The 15,173-nt window shown below is 69.0% G+C and carries 13 protein-coding genes; 6 read left to right on the top strand and 7 right to left on the bottom strand.

The window, feature by feature from the left end:
• The first annotated feature begins 80 nt into the window (after nucleotides 1-80).
• Nucleotides 81-1,055, top strand: coding sequence for a DUF1573 domain-containing protein (locus tag DEBA_RS16660; RefSeq protein ID WP_013257192.1), 975 nt, complete (start codon nucleotides 81-83; stop codon nucleotides 1,053-1,055).
• Nucleotides 1,056-1,070: 15 nt separating this feature from the next.
• On the opposite strand, the gene DEBA_RS01815 is transcribed toward DEBA_RS16660, so the two are convergent.
• Genes DEBA_RS01815 through DEBA_RS01830 form a run of 4 tightly spaced genes read right to left on the bottom strand, consistent with a single transcriptional unit; the run spans nucleotide 1,071 to nucleotide 6,180 of the window.
• On the bottom strand, nucleotides 1,071-1,577 hold the full coding sequence (locus DEBA_RS01815; RefSeq protein ID WP_013257193.1) for an SRPBCC family protein: 507 nt from the start codon (nucleotides 1,575-1,577) through the stop codon (nucleotides 1,071-1,073).
• On the bottom strand, nucleotides 1,574-2,563 hold the full coding sequence (locus DEBA_RS18275) for a tRNA 4-thiouridine(8) synthase ThiI (protein WP_013257194.1): 990 nt from the start codon (nucleotides 2,561-2,563) through the stop codon (nucleotides 1,574-1,576). Before DEBA_RS18275 ends, DEBA_RS01815 begins: the two co-directional genes overlap by 4 nt.
• Nucleotides 2,560-3,249, bottom strand: a complete 690-nt coding sequence (locus tag DEBA_RS16665) for a DUF434 domain-containing protein (protein ID WP_013257195.1) — start codon at nucleotides 3,247-3,249, stop codon at nucleotides 2,560-2,562. Before DEBA_RS16665 ends, DEBA_RS18275 begins: the two co-directional genes overlap by 4 nt.
• Nucleotides 3,250-3,303: 54 nt before the next feature.
• Nucleotides 3,304-6,180: a hybrid sensor histidine kinase/response regulator gene (locus DEBA_RS01830; protein ID WP_013257196.1), complete on the bottom strand. Its 2,877-nt coding sequence runs from the start codon at nucleotides 6,178-6,180 to the stop codon at nucleotides 3,304-3,306.
• A gap of 185 nt (nucleotides 6,181-6,365) precedes the next feature.
• Here DEBA_RS01830 and rpe point away from each other — a divergent pair, with 185 nt between their 5' ends.
• From rpe to DEBA_RS01845, 3 genes are read left to right on the top strand one after another with little or no spacing between them, the layout of a single operon-like run.
• Nucleotides 6,366-7,025, top strand: coding sequence for a ribulose-phosphate 3-epimerase (rpe, locus tag DEBA_RS01835; RefSeq protein WP_013257197.1), 660 nt, complete (start codon nucleotides 6,366-6,368; stop codon nucleotides 7,023-7,025).
• A gap of 5 nt (nucleotides 7,026-7,030) precedes the next feature.
• Entirely contained in the window at nucleotides 7,031-7,552 is a 522-nt protein-coding gene (locus DEBA_RS01840; protein WP_013257198.1) for a VanZ family protein, read from the top strand.
• Nucleotides 7,553-7,598: 46 nt separating this feature from the next.
• Nucleotides 7,599-7,925 (top strand): YnfA family protein, encoded by a 327-nt coding sequence (locus DEBA_RS01845; RefSeq protein WP_043814937.1) that lies wholly within the window; start codon nucleotides 7,599-7,601, stop codon nucleotides 7,923-7,925.
• Nucleotides 7,926-7,980: 55 nt separating this feature from the next.
• On the opposite strand, the gene DEBA_RS01850 is transcribed toward DEBA_RS01845, so the two are convergent.
• Nucleotides 7,981-9,558, bottom strand: coding sequence for a hypothetical protein (locus DEBA_RS01850; protein WP_013257200.1), 1,578 nt, complete (start codon nucleotides 9,556-9,558; stop codon nucleotides 7,981-7,983).
• A 119-nt stretch (nucleotides 9,559-9,677) separates the two neighbouring features.
• On the bottom strand, nucleotides 9,678-13,487 hold the full coding sequence (locus DEBA_RS01855) for a coiled-coil domain-containing protein (RefSeq protein WP_013257201.1): 3,810 nt from the start codon (nucleotides 13,485-13,487) through the stop codon (nucleotides 9,678-9,680).
• 51 nt (nucleotides 13,488-13,538) lie between these two features.
• Here DEBA_RS01855 and DEBA_RS01860 point away from each other — a divergent pair, with 51 nt between their 5' ends.
• Both DEBA_RS01860 and DEBA_RS17565 read left to right on the top strand, forming a co-directional pair.
• Nucleotides 13,539-14,042 carry a hypothetical protein gene (locus DEBA_RS01860; RefSeq protein ID WP_013257202.1) on the top strand — a complete coding sequence of 168 codons (504 nt, stop codon included), beginning with the start codon at nucleotides 13,539-13,541 and terminating at the stop codon, nucleotides 14,040-14,042.
• A 125-nt stretch (nucleotides 14,043-14,167) separates the two neighbouring features.
• Nucleotides 14,168-14,260: a 30S ribosomal protein bS22 gene (locus DEBA_RS17565; protein ID WP_013257203.1), complete on the top strand. Its 93-nt coding sequence runs from the start codon at nucleotides 14,168-14,170 to the stop codon at nucleotides 14,258-14,260.
• Between the two features lie 203 nt (nucleotides 14,261-14,463).
• Here DEBA_RS17565 and DEBA_RS16670 read toward each other — a convergent pair whose 3' ends face one another.
• Nucleotides 14,464-15,093 (bottom strand): lytic transglycosylase domain-containing protein, encoded by a 630-nt coding sequence (locus tag DEBA_RS16670; protein ID WP_013257204.1) that lies wholly within the window; start codon nucleotides 15,091-15,093, stop codon nucleotides 14,464-14,466.
• Nucleotides 15,094-15,173: the final 80 nt, after the last annotated feature.

Raw genomic sequence — 15,173 nt, forward strand, 5'->3', positions numbered from 1 at the left:
GCGACGAGTGCTATAATTAGGCCCTGAAAAATAACCATGGCTCGTCCAAACATACCAGAGGATGCCCCAAGGAGAAGTTTATGTCCACGCCCAGCCGCGTAATTTTGCTCTTGCTGGCCATTTTGTCGCTGACGGTCATGCCAGCGCTCGCCAAGCCGCAGATCGCTTTCGAAAAGACGGAAGTGGAGTTTTCCGACATCGAGGAAGGCTCCCAGCAGGTGGCCAAGTTCAATTTTCAGAACACCGGCGACATGAACCTGGTCATCGACGAGGTCAACCCGTCCTGCGGCTGCACCGTGGCCCAGTTTGACAAGGCCGTCAAGCCCGGCGAATATGGCGTGGTGACCTTGAACCTGGACACCGAGGGCATTGTCGGCTATTTCCGCAAGACGGCCACCGTCGTCACCAACGACCCCGATCAACCCTTCGTGACCCTGATCATGGTCGGCGAGACCCTCAGCGCCGTCAAGGTCGAGGGCGGCCGGCGCATCGAGCTCAACGGCTGCCTGGGCCAGGAGGTCACCGCCCAGGCCAGGCTGACCAACCCCAAGGGCGGCGTGGCCCTGGTCGCCGGCGTGGAAAACCCCATGAAAGACTATTGCCACGCCTGGGTGGAGCGCGACGCCGACGGCAAGAGCTATCTGCTCAAGGTCAAGGCCATCTCGGACCGGCCGGCCCGCTTCGCCGGCCAGTTGTTCCTGCGCGTGCCCGGCGCGCCCAAGGTCAGCGTGTGGGTGGTTGGCGACATCAAGGGCGCTTTCGGCATTCGGCCCGAGATCCTGTTCTTTGGCGCGGTGACCGAGGCCAAGCTCAAGGGCGCGGCCCGCAGCATCGAGCTGACCAGGGCCTGCGTTGACAAGCTCGAGGAGCCGATCCTGACCTACGACAAAGAGAAGTTCAACCTGGTCAAGTATTGGGAAAAGCCCGGCGAGAAGCTCTTGCTGGTGATCACGCCCAACCCCGGCAAGTTGCCCAAGGGCGCGTTCCAGGATACGATCACCATCAGCTCGGGCAAGTTCGTCTTCAAGGTGCCCATGCGCGGGACGATCTACTAGCCTCCGGCGCGGGCTTCAGCCGCCAAACGCCGCCGCTTGGTCTTGCCGGCCGGGCGGCGGCGTCGTTTCGGCCTGATGGCGGCGCTGGGCCTCCACGGCCAGGGCCTCCAGCCAGCGGCCGACCATGCCGCCCACCCGCCGCGTGGCCCGCAGCAGATGCAGCGGGCCCAGCAGCCAGCCGCTGAGGCGCTCGCGGGTCTGGACCAGGGATCCGTCGCCCATGTCGTCGAAGATGTAGCTCTGCCAGCCGGTGACGCCAAGCCAGCGCACGACGATGTCCACCCGCCGGCCCGGCGTGACCCGGGCCACGTGGGCCCGCAGGCGCACCGGCAGGCCCAGGGGCCTCACGTCCAGCAGCAGCCGCGCGCCAGCGTCGATGGCCGGCGGCCCGCCGTGGCAGTGGACGCTCTTGGCCTCGGGAATCCACTGGGGCCAGGACATCACGTCGCAAAAGACCTGCCAGACCAACTGGCGCGGCGCGTTGATGCGTCGCACCGCGGTCAGCTCCACGTCCAGGCTCATAAGAGCATCTCCTGGGCCTTGCGGCGATCGATGGCCGCGACTTGCAGGCGGCGGCCGTCGCCCAGGGCCACCAAGGCCCGTTCACCGGGGGCGCACTGGCCATAGCCGGCGGTGAGGCCGGCGGCCAGCGTGAGGTCGGGGCCGTGCTCGGGCCCGAAATAGAGGGCCAGAGGGCCGTTGAACTCGGGGGTGTGCATGGCCAGGGCGCCATCCGGCATGGCCTGCTCCAGGGCCTGGTTTTCAGCCTCGTTGCGGCCGACCACCAGCTTGGCCCCGGCCGGCAGGCGCAGGTGACGGCCCAGCTTGAGCAGGGCGATGCGGTCGGCGCCGGCCTGGGGTTCGTGGCCCCAGAGGTCGCGCAGGCGGCGGCTGAAGCCCGGCTCGGTGAGCAGGCAGCCGCCGGCCGGGCTGGGAAAGTCGCTCAGGCCCAGCTCGGCGGCCAGGGCCAGTTGGCGCTTGCGGCCCCGGCCCGAGATGTCTTGCAGCAATTGGCGCTCGACCAGGCCGGCCCGCTCCATGGCCGTGGGCGGCAAAAGCTTGGCCGAAAGGGGCCGCAGCAGGCGATCGGCGTAGCCGCTGTCGTTGGCCACGGCGTTTAGCGCGCCGCGGTTCTGGCTGAAGGGCCGCTGGCCCAACACCTCGCCGGTAAAGAGAAAATCCAGGCCCAGTTCGTCCATCAACCGGCCGGCGCGGGCCAGCATGAAGGCGTGACAATCCACGCAGGGGTTCATTTGCGAGCCGTGGCCCCGGGGCGGGTGCTGGACCATGGCCAGGTAGTCCTCGCCCAGTTCGACCACGTGGTGGGGCAGGTCCAGCGCCAGCGCCGAACGCCTGGCGGCCTCGGCCGCGAAAAAAGGCGACTGAAAGGTGACGACCTGGGCCGCCACGCCGGCCCGGCGCAAAACCAGCGCGGCCAGCATGGAGTCGAGCCCGCCGCTGTAAAGGCCCAGGGCCGTGGCCGGATGTTTTGCCGTGATGTGGTTCATGGCGACAGACTCACGATAAATGGTCGGGGCGTCATTTGCCTGGCCAGGCGGCCGGCCAGGTCCAGCGGTCGCGAGGCCGCTTCGATGACCACCCGGTCGCCGCTGGCCACCGGGCCCAGATGCCGGGCCAGGCGGCCTGGCGGCCAGACGATGGCCTCGGCCAGGCAAGCCAGGCCGATCTCGGCGGCGATGGCCCGCGTTTGCCCGGCCAGCCAGCCGCTTTTGGGCAGGCGTTGGTGAAAGAAAAACAGCGCCTCTGCCGCGCCGGCCTCGGCCAGGGCCTCCACGGCCAGCCGGGCGGCGGCCAGGGCGCGTGGGCCGGGGCGGTGGTTGCGGCCGATGGCGGCGATGTCGCGCAGGGCCCCGTCGTCGGCCCACAGCAGAGGCCCCTCGGCCAGGGCCGTCTCCAGGGTGATCAACACGTTGTGGCCGTCAATGGCCACCACCGCCCCGCGCAGGTCTTCCAGGCCCAGCAGCTTGCGCCGCCGGGCATCGGCCTGGCGCGGCGCGTCCACGCCCCGGGCCAGCATTTGGCGGGCCTGGGCGTCGAGGCCATGGCGGTCGCCGACCAGCTCCAGCACCCGGCGGCGGGGATAGCCCCGGCCCAGAAACTCCCTGGCGTCGGCGGCGGCGGCCCGCAAGGCCGCCAGCCGCGGCTGATCGATGTGCGCGGCTCCGCTGTTCACAAGCTGATTGTAGCCGGCATGGCCGGCAAAGGCAAACGTATTCCGTCGGGCAGTTCACAGTTGTGAATCATTTTGCCCAGCCTGACTAACCGCCCGCAGCAGCATGGCCTTGTCCACGGGCTTGCGGATGATCCGGCGCGGCGGCGGCACGTCGTCGGGCGGGGTCATGGCGGCGTGCTCCAGGCTCCAGCCGGTGATGATCAGCACTGGCGTGGGCGGCCGGCCGGCGGCGGCGTCGTGGCGGGCCAGCAGGCGGGCCACGTCCCAGGCGTCGCCATCGGGCAGGCCCAGGTCGCAGATCAACAACTCGGGCGGGCGCTCCTCCAGGGCCTGGCGGGCCTGGGCCACGCCGGCGGCGTGGCGCACGCGGTGGCCGGCCGCTCCCAGCACGGCCTCGGCGCCCATGGCCACCAGGGCCTCGTCCTCCACCAGCAGGATGTCGCGTCCTGGCGCGGGCGCCTCTTCGATCGGCTCCTCGGGTTGCGTCGCCGCGCCCGGCGGGGCCGGGGCCAGGGGCAGGCTGACCACGAAGGTGGTCGGCTGGCCGGGGGCCGAATCCAGGCGCAGGCCGCCGCCGTGGGCCTTGATGATGCCCTGGCTGCTGGCCAGGCCCAGGCCCTTGCCGCGCACGCCCTTGGTGCTGAAAAACGGCTGGAACAGGCGCTCGGCGATGCGCGGGTCCACGCCGGGGCCGTCGTCGCTGACGGCAAGCTCGGCCATGGCGCCGTTGACCCGGCCGCGCAGCCACACGCGCCCCCGGCCGTCGACGGCGTCGAGGGCGTTTTTGAGCAGGTTGAGGATCACCTCGGCCAGTTCGCCCCGCGCGCCGCGAACGTAAATACCCGGATCAACTTCGATTTCGAAGCTGACGCCCTTCCTGGCCGCCGGCGCGCCGCGGGCCAGATCCAGGGCCGTGTGCGCCACGTCGGCCAGTTGCAGCACCTCCTCGCGGGCCGATTCGAACAATCCCGAGACCAAAAAGGCCTCCAGCCGGCGGACCATGTCCTGGCCGTCGGCGGCGGCGCGAGCCACGTTGTGCAGCAGGGCCCGCTGGTGGCCGGAGCCCAGCCGGCCCCGCAGGGCGTCGCCCAGGGCCTGGGCGTTGCTGGTGATGGCCATGAGCAGGTTGTTGAAGTTGTGGGCCACGCCGGCGGCCACCTGCTGGACCCGCTCCTGGGCCAGGGTGCGGGTGGTCGAGTCGCGAAAAAACATGATCAGGCACGAAACGCCGTCGAGCTCGATGTGGGCGGTGGCCGCGTCGCAATAGATCATCTGGCCGTCCTTGCGCCGGAAGGGCAGGGCCTGGGCCTGATCGCAGACGCCGCCGCGCATGCCGTCGATGATCGGCAAAACCTGCTGGCGCAGCTCGGGCGGGTGAAACATGAAGCCGAACATGCCCGCCAACTCGTGGTGCTCGTAGCCCAGGATGGCCGCGGCGGCCTGGTTGGCGTGGAGCACCTCGCCGGTGATCAGGTCGGTGAGGATCATGCCGTCGGGCATGTTTTCCAGCAGGGTGCGGTGAAAAAGCTCGCTCTGGCGCAGGGCCTGCTCGGCGCGGCGCTGGCTGGTCACGTCCACGCCCGAGGCCACCATGTACTCCACCTCACCGCCCGCGCCGACGATGGGCGTGGTGCTCCAGGCCACGTCCGCCCGGCCGCCGTCGGCGGTCAGCCACTGGCGCTCGCGGTTGGGCCTGATGGCCGCCGGGTCGAACTCGGCGAAAAACAGGCGCACGGTTTCACGGTCCTCGGGCGGGATCAACATCTCCCAGACCGGCCGGCCCACCACCTGTTCGGACGAAAAACCGGTGACCCGCTGGCAGGCCCGATTGAAGCTGACCACCCGCCCGGTGGTGTCGAAGGTCATGATCAGGGCCGGGGCGTTTTCGAGGATGGCCCAGATGAATTCGCTCTGACGGCGCAGGTTTTCCTGGGCCTGGCGGCTGGCGGTGACGTCGCTGGCCACGCCCCAGGCCCGCCAGCCCTCAATGGGCGCCAGGCCCGAGACGTCGCTCCAGGCCACGTGCCGCCGCGCGCCGTTTTTGGCGCCGATGACGATCTGGGCGCTGACGGCGCGGCCGGCGCTTTCGGCCACCAGCCGGCGCTGGGCCTTGTCGGGCAGCAGCAGGGCCAGGGCCTGGCGGGCGTCGCCCAGTTCGTCCATGGCGTAGCCGGTCAGCTCGCGGGCGGCGTTGTTCCACAACACCGGACGGCCGTCGTCGCCAAAGGCGTAGACGGCGCTGGGCAGATTGGCCAGGGCGGCCAGCAGGCGGCTCTGATTGCGGGCCAGCTCCTGGCGCGAGCCGATCAATTCGGCGTGGCTTTTTTGATAAAACAGCACCAGCAAGGCCAGCGCCGTGACCACCTCGCACACCGCCCCCGAGAGCAGGCCCCACACCAGCATCTGGGGCAGCCAGTGGTGCAACAGCGTCACCACCAGCGTGTGGCCCAGGCCCCAAGTCAGCAGCGCCCCACCGGCCACCAACCGCGAAAGGCCGTCCAGACGGCGCTCGGCGATGAGGCTCCAGCCGGCCATGGCGTAGACCAACGCCGTGGCGGCCAGCACCGGGGCCATGGCCACGGCGTAATTCTGGTCCAGGCGATAGGCCGCCAGGGCCCAGGCCAGGCCCAGGCCCAGCATGGCCAACGGCCAACGCGGCGCGGGCCGCTCGGCTAGCAGGCGGCAGCCAACCAGCAGGCTATAGGCCCCGGCCAGAGCCAGCGCGCCGTAGAGCCAAAAGGCCGGATTGTCGCCCTCGAAACGCGGCGGCAGCCAAAAGGCCAACAGATTGCGGGCCAGATAAGCCCCCCAGGCCACGGCCCAGGCGCCCAAAAACGGCCGGCGGTGCAGCCAGTAGAGTTGGCCGTAGACGCAGAAGATGATTACCGAGGCCGCCAGCCCCGCCGCCAGCTTGGGCAGGATCCAATCCATGGAGCCATCCACCGTTTTGGGCGGTCCGCGCCATCGCCGCCGCCGAGATGATTGTATGGGCCAAACGCGGGCAAAGGCAAGGCTTCTGGCCGGGTCGGGCGGCGCGGTTTTCCAGCGGGCCGGATTTATGGTAAAACTTGAGCCATCGACCCGGCTTTCCGCGCCCCAGCCCAAGGAGCAAAAACATGGTCATGATCGCCCCATCCATCCTCTCGGCCGACTTCGCCGCCCTGGGCGAGGGCGTGCGCCAGGCCGCCGACGGCGGGGCCGACTGGATCCACGTCGACGTCATGGACGGCCACTTCGTGCCTAACCTGACCATCGGCCCGCCGGTGGTGGCGGCCATCCGTAAAGTCTGCGCCCTGCCTTTCGACGTGCACCTGATGATCGAGACGCCCGACAAATACATCGAGGCCTTCGCCGCCGCCGGGGCCGACTGGATCAGCGTCCACGCCGAGGCCTGCACCCACCTGCAACGCACCCTGGCCCACATCCGCGACCTGGGCAAAAAGGCCGGCGTGGCCCTCAACCCCCACACGCCCCTGTGCGTGCTGGAAAATATCCTCGACGACCTGGATTACGTGTTGTTGATGAGCGTCAACCCCGGTTTCGGCGGCCAGAGCTACATCCCGGCCAACACGCCCAAGACCGCCCGCCTGCGCCGCATGATCGAACAAAGCGGCCGCGAGATCTTGATCCAGGTCGACGGCGGCGTAAGCCCGGCCACCATCGGGCCGGTGGCGGCGGCCGGGGCCTCGGTGTTCGTGGCCGGTTCGGCCATCTACGGCGACAAGGACGGCGTGGCCGCGGCCATCGCCAAGCTGCGCGCGGCGGCCACGGCCTAGCATCGGTGACCGTCAGGGCCCGCGACAACCTGCTGCTGGCCCTGTGGCTGGCCTTCATCGTCTGCTGTTCGCTGTGGGGTCGTCTGGCCGGCCCCTATTTGGAGGGCCCGCAAAACCGCGCCCGCGCCCTGGGCCTGGTGGCCGTGGCCGGCCTGGCGGGACTGGCCTGGGCCGTGGTCGGCCTGCGGCGGCTGCCGGAGGGCCGCCGCGCCGCCGCCGGCTGGGCGCTGGCCGGCGGCGCGTTGGCTCTGGGCCTTTTGGCCTGGAGCAGGGCCAACCACATCGAGGCGGTGCATGTGGTCGTTTTCGGCGTGCTGGGGCTGTTGTGCTGGCGCTGGGCCGGGCATTTCTGGCTGGGCCAGCCACGGCTGTGGGCGGCGTTGATCTTTGGCGCGGCCATCGGCGCGGCCGACGAGTTTTTGCAGCACCTGCTGCCCTGGCGGGTGGGCGACTGGCGCGACGTCTTCACCAACGGCCTTTCCTCGACCATTGTCTGCCTGCTGGCCTGGCGCGCCCGTCCGGATTAGGCTTCACCGCGACACGGGGGGCGCGGGCATGGATCAACTCATCGTAATCGTCAAAACGGCCGGGCTGTTCGTCGTCACGGCCCTGGCCGAGATCATCGGCTGCTATCTGCCCTATCTGTGGCTGCGCCAGGGGCGTTCGGCCTGGTTGCTCTTGCCGGCGGCGCTGAGCCTTTCGCTGTTCGCCTGGCTGCTGACGCTGCATCCGGCGGCCAGCGGCCGCATCTACGCCTCCTACGGCGGGGTCTACGTGGTCACGGCGTTGCTGTGGCTGCGTTTCGTCGATGGCGCGCGGCTGACGGCCAGCGACTGGCTGGGCGCGGCCATCACCCTGGCGGGCATGGGCGTCATCGTCATGGGCTGGCAAAGGGCCTGAAAAACGCGGGGCCCCCGCGCGGAGGCCCCGATTTGACTTGTCGCCGCGGCCGGCGTCAGTTGGCCTGGGCCGTCACCCGCAGCAGCTTCAGCATGGCCGCCGGATCCATGGCGCCCAGGTCCATCAGCTTGACCGGCTTTTCGGGCTGGGCCTTGACCACCAGCTTCACGGGATTTTTCAGGAATTTGTCCATCGCCTCGGCCAGGGCCAGCATCTCCTGGCCGCCGCTTTGCTTGGCCATGGCCATCATCGGGGCCGACTGTTGCTCGACAAACTGATCGGCGCTCACGCCGGCTTCCTTGGCCTGGGCGACGATGATCTGGCGCACCAGGCCGCCGTCTTCGTAGGCGAACTCGCCGCTGGCCATGGTGATGACGTTGGCGCTGGCCTCCAGCGAGCGGCCCACGTCGTTGGGGTCGAGCTTGATCTCGCCAAAGGCGGCGCGCAGGGTCAGGTGGCCCAGATCCTGGCCCTTGAGCGAAATTTCCTTCACGTCCAGGGTGTTTTTCTTCAGGTCGGCCTCGTAGGCCATGGCCGCGTCGAACTTGATCTGCTTGACGCCCATGGCCTCCATCTGGGCGCGTTCGGCCGGGTCCATGGAGTCGGTGGAGATCCACAGCTCGCGCAGGTTCAGCGAAAAGGCGATCACGCTGTTGTTGTTGGTCGTTTCGCTGTCCAGGCTGGCGATGGAGGCCAGTTTGGCCCCGCCGCCGTGGACGATCACGTTTTCGAGCTTGCCCGCGCCGAAGTGCCAGGTCTCCGGCTCGTCGAAATCCATCTGGGCCACGCCGGCCAGGCTGAACAGGCTAAACTCCAGGCCGTCGCCCTCGGCGACGCACTTGAACTCCTTGGCCTCGGCCTTGCCCAGGCGGAAGACGTTTTCCTTGTCCAGGTAGAGGCCTTCGACGTAGGCCCCGCCGATGGCCACGTCATAGCCGGGGGCCGTGGCCTTCAGCCCGCCCAGGCCGCCGACGTCCAGCACGAAAAACTGTTCGTCCGAGTGGGTTTGCAGGCCTTCGAAGTTGAGTTCGTCCAGCCGCAGTTGGCCGCCTTTTTCGGGCTGGCCGCTCAGGTTCTTGAGCGAACCCTTGGATATCTTGACCAAGTTGCCGTTTTCCAACTGAAAGCCGGTCATTTCGGCCTCGGCCAGGCGCAGGTCCGCGTCGTCGTCGGCCAGGCTCAGATCCTTGGCCTTGAAAGCGGCCATGGTCGCTGACTTGCCGTCGTGGCTGACCTTGACCTTGCTCAGTTCGATGACCTGGCCGCGCAGGCCGTTCCGGCCGCCGGGCCCGCCGACGATGTCGTTGAAGGTGGCCGACATGCCCCAGCCCTCGGTGTCGATGACCAACTCCGAGAGCAGGGCCGTCTTGGCCACGATCTTCTTGTTGGGGTCGGCTTTTTCGGCCAGGGTCAGATCGTGGAGCAGCAGGCCGTCGGAGGTGTCCTCGGCCTTGGCGTAGGTCAGGGCGATGTCCTTGCCCGTCTCGGCCTTGAGGTAGGCCTCCACGGCTTGCTTGCCTTGGGAATCGAGTATGACGCGGATCTTTTTGGCGTCGGGCGTGAGCATCACGGCCAGGCCGGCGGCCACCGCCACCACGGCCAACCCAACGAAAACAATCCATATTTTTTTCATCTGACACCTCGATGTGGAGTAGAGCCATGCCGGCCTTGGCCGGGCGGCGAGCTTTGCGGTTCAACACCCCTCACGGTAGCAAAGATGCTTACCGGCTGTAAAGGAAGGGGGCCTCTGGTCTAGAGGTTTTGCGCCAAAAACATGGCCAGTTCGCCCTGGCGGCCGGCCACCTTGCCGGCGTAGCTGTCCGAGCCGTTGTAGGCCTTCATCACCCGGTCCATGTCGATGGTGGCCGGGCGATTGCCCTGGGCCGGGGCGTGGGCCTGCTGCATCAGTTCGCGCAGGTGGTAGGCGGCCATGAACACGGCCATGCTGAGGTTCTGTTGCAGGTCGATGGTCTTGGGCGGGGCGACCATGCCGGCGGTGGCCATGCTGTCGATGATGGTCAGCTTGGTGGGCTGGTAGATCTGGAACGGGCTGGCCGAGAGGTCGTTGTCGCCGAGGATGTTGGCGTACCAGGTCTCCTGATGGCCGATGGCCAGCATGAAGGTCAGCGGCACTTGAAACTTGTGGGCGGCGCAATAGATGTCGAAGGCCAGGTTGCGGCCGTAGAGGGCGATGTCGCCGGAGACGGGCATGTCCTTGAGCTTCATGAAAACCTTGGCCCGGTCGGCGATGTAGGGGGCCATGCGCTCGACGAACTGCTCCAGGCTCATGGACTCGACCTCGGGCAGGGGCCGCACCTTGCCGTGAAACCATTGCGAGGGTTGCCATTGATCTTTCAACCGGCGGACGGCGGTCTCGTTTTGGGTCAGGGCGGCCAGGGCCAGCTCGTCGGTGAAGCCCAGGTCACGATATTCTCGGTAAAGGCGGTCGAGGAACAGGGCGCGGCCCTCCTCGGCCGCCGGGGTCACCGCGGCCAGGCCCAGGGCTGTTTTGGGCAGGCCGCGCACGGCCAGCTCCTGGAAGATCAGCGGGTGGCGCTTGGCCAGAACCTGGCTGGCGTCGACAAGTTCGTGCAGGTCGGCGGCGTCGATGACGTCACGGTCGGGGAAAAGCTGCCGGGCGCTGCGCAGCAGGGCCTTGGGCGAAAGATGGGCCGCGCTGGCCAGGCGGCGGGTCAGGGCCCGCTCCTCCAGGGTCATTTCGGGGTTTGGCTTGTAGAGCGGCAGGGGCCGCGGGCCGCCGACGGTGCTGTCGGCGAGCACGGCCTGGGCCTGATCGCGCTGGGCGGCCCGGGCGATCTCGGCCGGTTCTTCGCCATGGTCCAGGGCTCGGCCGGCCACGGAATCGGGGCCGCGCAGGGTGGCCTTACTGGGGTTGTCGGCGGCGAACAGGATCAGGCCGCTGACCAGGCCGCCGATGAGCAGCAACTGGCCCATGGCCCCCCGGCCGGCGGCGGCCAGCCGTTGGCGCGCGCCGCGCAGGCGCTCCAGCAGGCGGCTCATCTGGGCCGATGAGAGCTGGGCCCGCTGCCCCTTGGCGGCCAGGGCCAAAAACACGCCAAGCTGGCCCAGGCGCTGGCGCAGATCGTCGGCCTGGCCGGCCAGATCCAGCACCTGGCGCTCCAGTTCCTGGTTGCGCTGATGGCCCAGGCCCATGGCCACGACCATGTCGCCGGCCAGAGCGGCCCAGCGACGGGCCTCCTCGCGGGCGGCTTCCAGTTCGGCCTGGATGCCGCCGGCCTGGGCCTGGCGCAGGTCGTTGGCGGCCTGGGCCGCCTCCACCGCCGCCAGGCGGCTTTGCAGCTCGTCGCGTTGAGCCGTGGCCCGTTCCAGGCGCTGACGCGAGGCCTGTAGGCGACCTTGGGCCCGCTCCGGGGCCTTGCGGGTGGTTTCCAACTCCAACTGGCGCTGGCGGCTGATCTCCACGTGGCTCATGGCCGCGGCCAGATCGGCCTGGCTTTGGCGCAGACGACGGTGGCGCTCGAGTGATTTGGCCCGCAGGGCCTCGGCCATGGTCCGGCTGCGCTCGAGCATCAGCGAGAGGTTTTCGATGTCGCCCACGGCCTGTTCCAGCCGGTGCGAGACCGCCGCGGCCTTGCGGCGCTCCTCGTCGGCCTGGGCCAGCAGGGCGCTCTGCTGCTGGATGGTCTGACGCTGCTGGTGCGCCACGGCCTTGAGGCGGGCGATGTTTTCTTGCAGATGCCGGCCTTGCAGGTTGGATTGATCAAGGCTTTGACGCAGTTGGCTGGATTCTTCGCGTGATTGGTCAAGGCTCTGGCGCAACTGGCCGTGATCCTGGGCCAGCAGGCCCAGGCTGCCGCTGAGGTTGAGGGCCACCTGGCGCAGAGGCTGGCTGACGGCGCGAATCAGGCCGCCCTCGGCCAGGCCCCGCCAACGCCGCGCCGACTTGCCCAAGGCCTCCAGGCGAGACAAATGCACGTTGCGGCCGCTGATGCGCCGCAGGGGCAACGAATGGGGCTTGAGGGCCATGGGCGGCTTGTTCAGGGCCACGAAGCCCAGGTCGTTCAGGGCGGCCTCCAGGGTGTCGGCGTCGGCCAGGGCGGCCTTGGCCCGCTGGCGCAACGCGCCGACCGTTTCGATGACCCGGCCCAGGGCCGGGGCCAACTGGCCGTGGCGCAGCCCGCCCAGGGCCAACAAAACCGGCCGGCCGGCTTCTTGGGCCTGGCTGGCGGCCGCCGCCGCTTGGGCGGCCCATTGCCGGGCGCGCTCCAGCCCCTGGCCGGCGGCGTTGCGCTGCTCGCGGCCCAGGCGCACGGCCTCGCGCCAGGCCTCCAGCAGGCCCTTGGCGCGCTCCAGGCCCAACTCCAGGGCCAGGCGCAGGCGCTCGACCTCCAGCTGGGCCTGGGCCGCCTGGGGCGTCAAATCGTCCAGGCCGGCCAACAAAAGCGACAACTCGCTGGCCGCCTTGCCACGGATGGCCGGGTCGGCGGCCTGGGGGCCGTTGAGCGTGGCCACCAGGGCCGGCAGGGCCAGCTCCAGGGCCTCGATCTGGCGGTTGACGCGGCGCACGGCCTTCAAGGCCTCGCCGCCGCGTCGGGTCAAACGGGCCAGGCGGGCGTCCTGGGCGCGCAGAATCTTTTCCAGGCGCAGGCGGTGGGCCTGACGCCGCTGGGCCTCGGCCAGGGCCAGGCGGGCGGCGGGCAGGGGATCGTCGGCCGGGGCCTCGACCACGGCGCGCTCCAGCAGCTCCTGGGCCAACTGCCGCGTTTTTTGACACAATAGCTTCAGCTCACGGGCCTGCTTTTCGGCCTCGACGGCCTCGATCAGCAGGGCCTTGCGGCCGCTCAGGCCGGCGGCGGCGGCGCTGAGCTTGGCCTGGGCCAAGGCCTCGGAGCGGGCGGCGTGGCGGTCGGCGCTTTGGGCCAGGGCCAGGTCGCGGGCGGCGGCGGCCCGTTGGGCCATGGCCTCTTTGAGCTCCAGGCCCAGCATGTGGGCGCGTTCTTCCTCGGCGTTTTGGCGGGCCTCGGCCGCGCGGCGTCTGGCCTCCACCTGGCGCACGTGATCCCAGTCGACCTGGCGGCCCTGGGCGTCGCGGAAGGCCTTGCGCCCGAGCGGCGTCAGGCCCTGCAACCAGCGGTTGTGGGCCAAAACCTGTTTGCGATGCTGGCGGGCGGCGGCGGCGGCCTCTTGGGCCATGGCCCGTTGGCGCTCTTCGGCGGCCTGGGCTTTTTGCAGGGCCTGGCCAAAGGCCTCCAGGCGCTGATCGGCGCCATGGCGCATCTGGTTGATGCGGGCCTGGGCCTTGTCCATGTTGGCGCGCAGGCGCTCCAGTTCGCTCAGGCGCAGGCGGCGCTCCTGGCCACGGCGGCTCAGATGCAGCGCGGCCAGTTCCTCGTCGACGGCCAGGCCGCTCCAGCCGGCCGCGCCGGGCCACAATTCGGCCAGCCAAGCGGCCAGCGGCCGGCCGGCCACGGACTCGCCGCCGGCCGGCGCGCCCTGGGGGGCGGCCGCCAGCCAGGCCCGCGACAGTCGCTCGACCAGCGCGGCCAGTTCGGCTATGCTGTCTGCATGATCATCGGCCATGATCGCGCCTTTGGAACATTTGTCATGGTCATTTCAGGGAGCTTATCGGAAATGATTGCAAAAAGCCCCGGCCCAGTCAACAAGTTAAAGGCCCTTTCGCTGGTTTTGGCCATGGTTTTCATTGCCTTGGCCCGGCCGGCCGCCGCCGCCGAACCGTTTGTCATCGCCCCGCCGACCTCCGGGGCCGACCTGCGGCTGCTGCCGGCCTCGGCCTGGGGCCCGCCGGAATCCGACGGCGGCGACATGCTGCTCAAGCTCTCCTACGTGCGCGGCATGATCGACGCCCTGGCCTACGCCCAGGTGGCCCCCCGCGGGGCCAGCCAGGCCCTAGAAGGCCTGCGCGGGCTCAACCTGGCCGAGGCCGTGGCGGCCATCGACCGCTATTACCTGACCGACCCGCGCCGCCGCGACCTGCCGCCGGCGGCCGTGTTGCTGCGCGTGCTGCCCAGCGCCGAGGCCACGCCGACGCCCAGCCCGTCGCCGGCCCCGCTTCAGGCCCCCGAGGACGCCTGGACGCCCTCCCAGCCGGCGGGCCAGGATGGCCCCACGCCCTAGGGCCGCATTTATTCTTGCCGAAGCGCTTCGTGTCGGGTATAAATTGCCTCTCTAAAGCTAATCGGCATTCAACTACAAATCCTTGAATGGCGCGCTTGGGCCCATTCTCGGCAGAGGAATGTTTCATGGGTAGCGTAATCAAAAAACGCCGCAAGAAGATCCGCAAGCACAAGCACCGCAAACTCCTGCGGCGCACGCGGCATCAGCGTCGCAAATAGATAGGCGGCCTTGGCCCGCCGGGGCGGCTTGCCCACCCCGTTGCTTCCGACGCGCCTGAACCCGCGTCCGCGCCGTGGCGTCTTTTTCGCGCCACGGCCGGACGACGGGTTTTGTATTGCCTTTCGCCGGCGCGGCCCAACAACAAAAAAGCCCGCCCAAGGTTTGGGCGGACGGCGGTGGGGCGTCGCTGACGCGCGGCGGGCTAGCGGCTGGCCAGGGCCTGGTGACTGGCCCGGAAGCGTTCGCGCTCGCTGAGCACCAGTTGGACGTATTTTTGGGTCTCCTCGAAGGGCGGCATGCCGCCGTGACGGCTGATCATGCCGGGGCCGGCGTTGTAGGCGGCCAGGGCCAGGTTAAGGTCGCCGGAATATTTGCGCTTGAGCTTGGCCAGGTAGTCGATGCCGGCCCGCAGATTGGCGATGGGGTCCATGGCCTCGGCGGCGCTCTTGAAGCCCAGGCTGGAGGCGGTGCCCGGCATGATCTGCATCAAGCCCAGCGCGCCGTCGGGGCTGATGGCGTGGGGCCGGAAACGGCTCTCCACCGCCAGCACGGCCATCACCGTGGCCGGCTCCAGGCCGCCCTCCTGGGCCATGCGGCGCACCACCGGCCAAAGCATGCGCTGGCGCTGTTCGGTGGGCATGTCCCAGTCGGCTTGCAGCTTTTCCAGCTTGGCCACGAAGGATTTTTTGGCCGCCTTGCCCGCCGGGTCGCGCCAGTCAATGTCCGGCGGCAACGGGGAGCCAAGCAGCAACCACAAGCCAATGGCCGCGATATTTATCACGAAAAACACGCCGGCCAGCAGCTTTATTTTTTTGTGTATGCTCTGCATCATTAGTGCTTTCTGCTCCCAACTATGAAGGCCAGGTCGAGCCCTGTCAACCTTCCAAAGACCTAGCAAACGATATGGTTTAG

The organism is Desulfarculus baarsii DSM 2075 (assembly GCF_000143965.1).
Taxonomy (GTDB): Bacteria; Desulfobacterota; Desulfarculia; order Desulfarculales; family Desulfarculaceae; genus Desulfarculus; species Desulfarculus baarsii.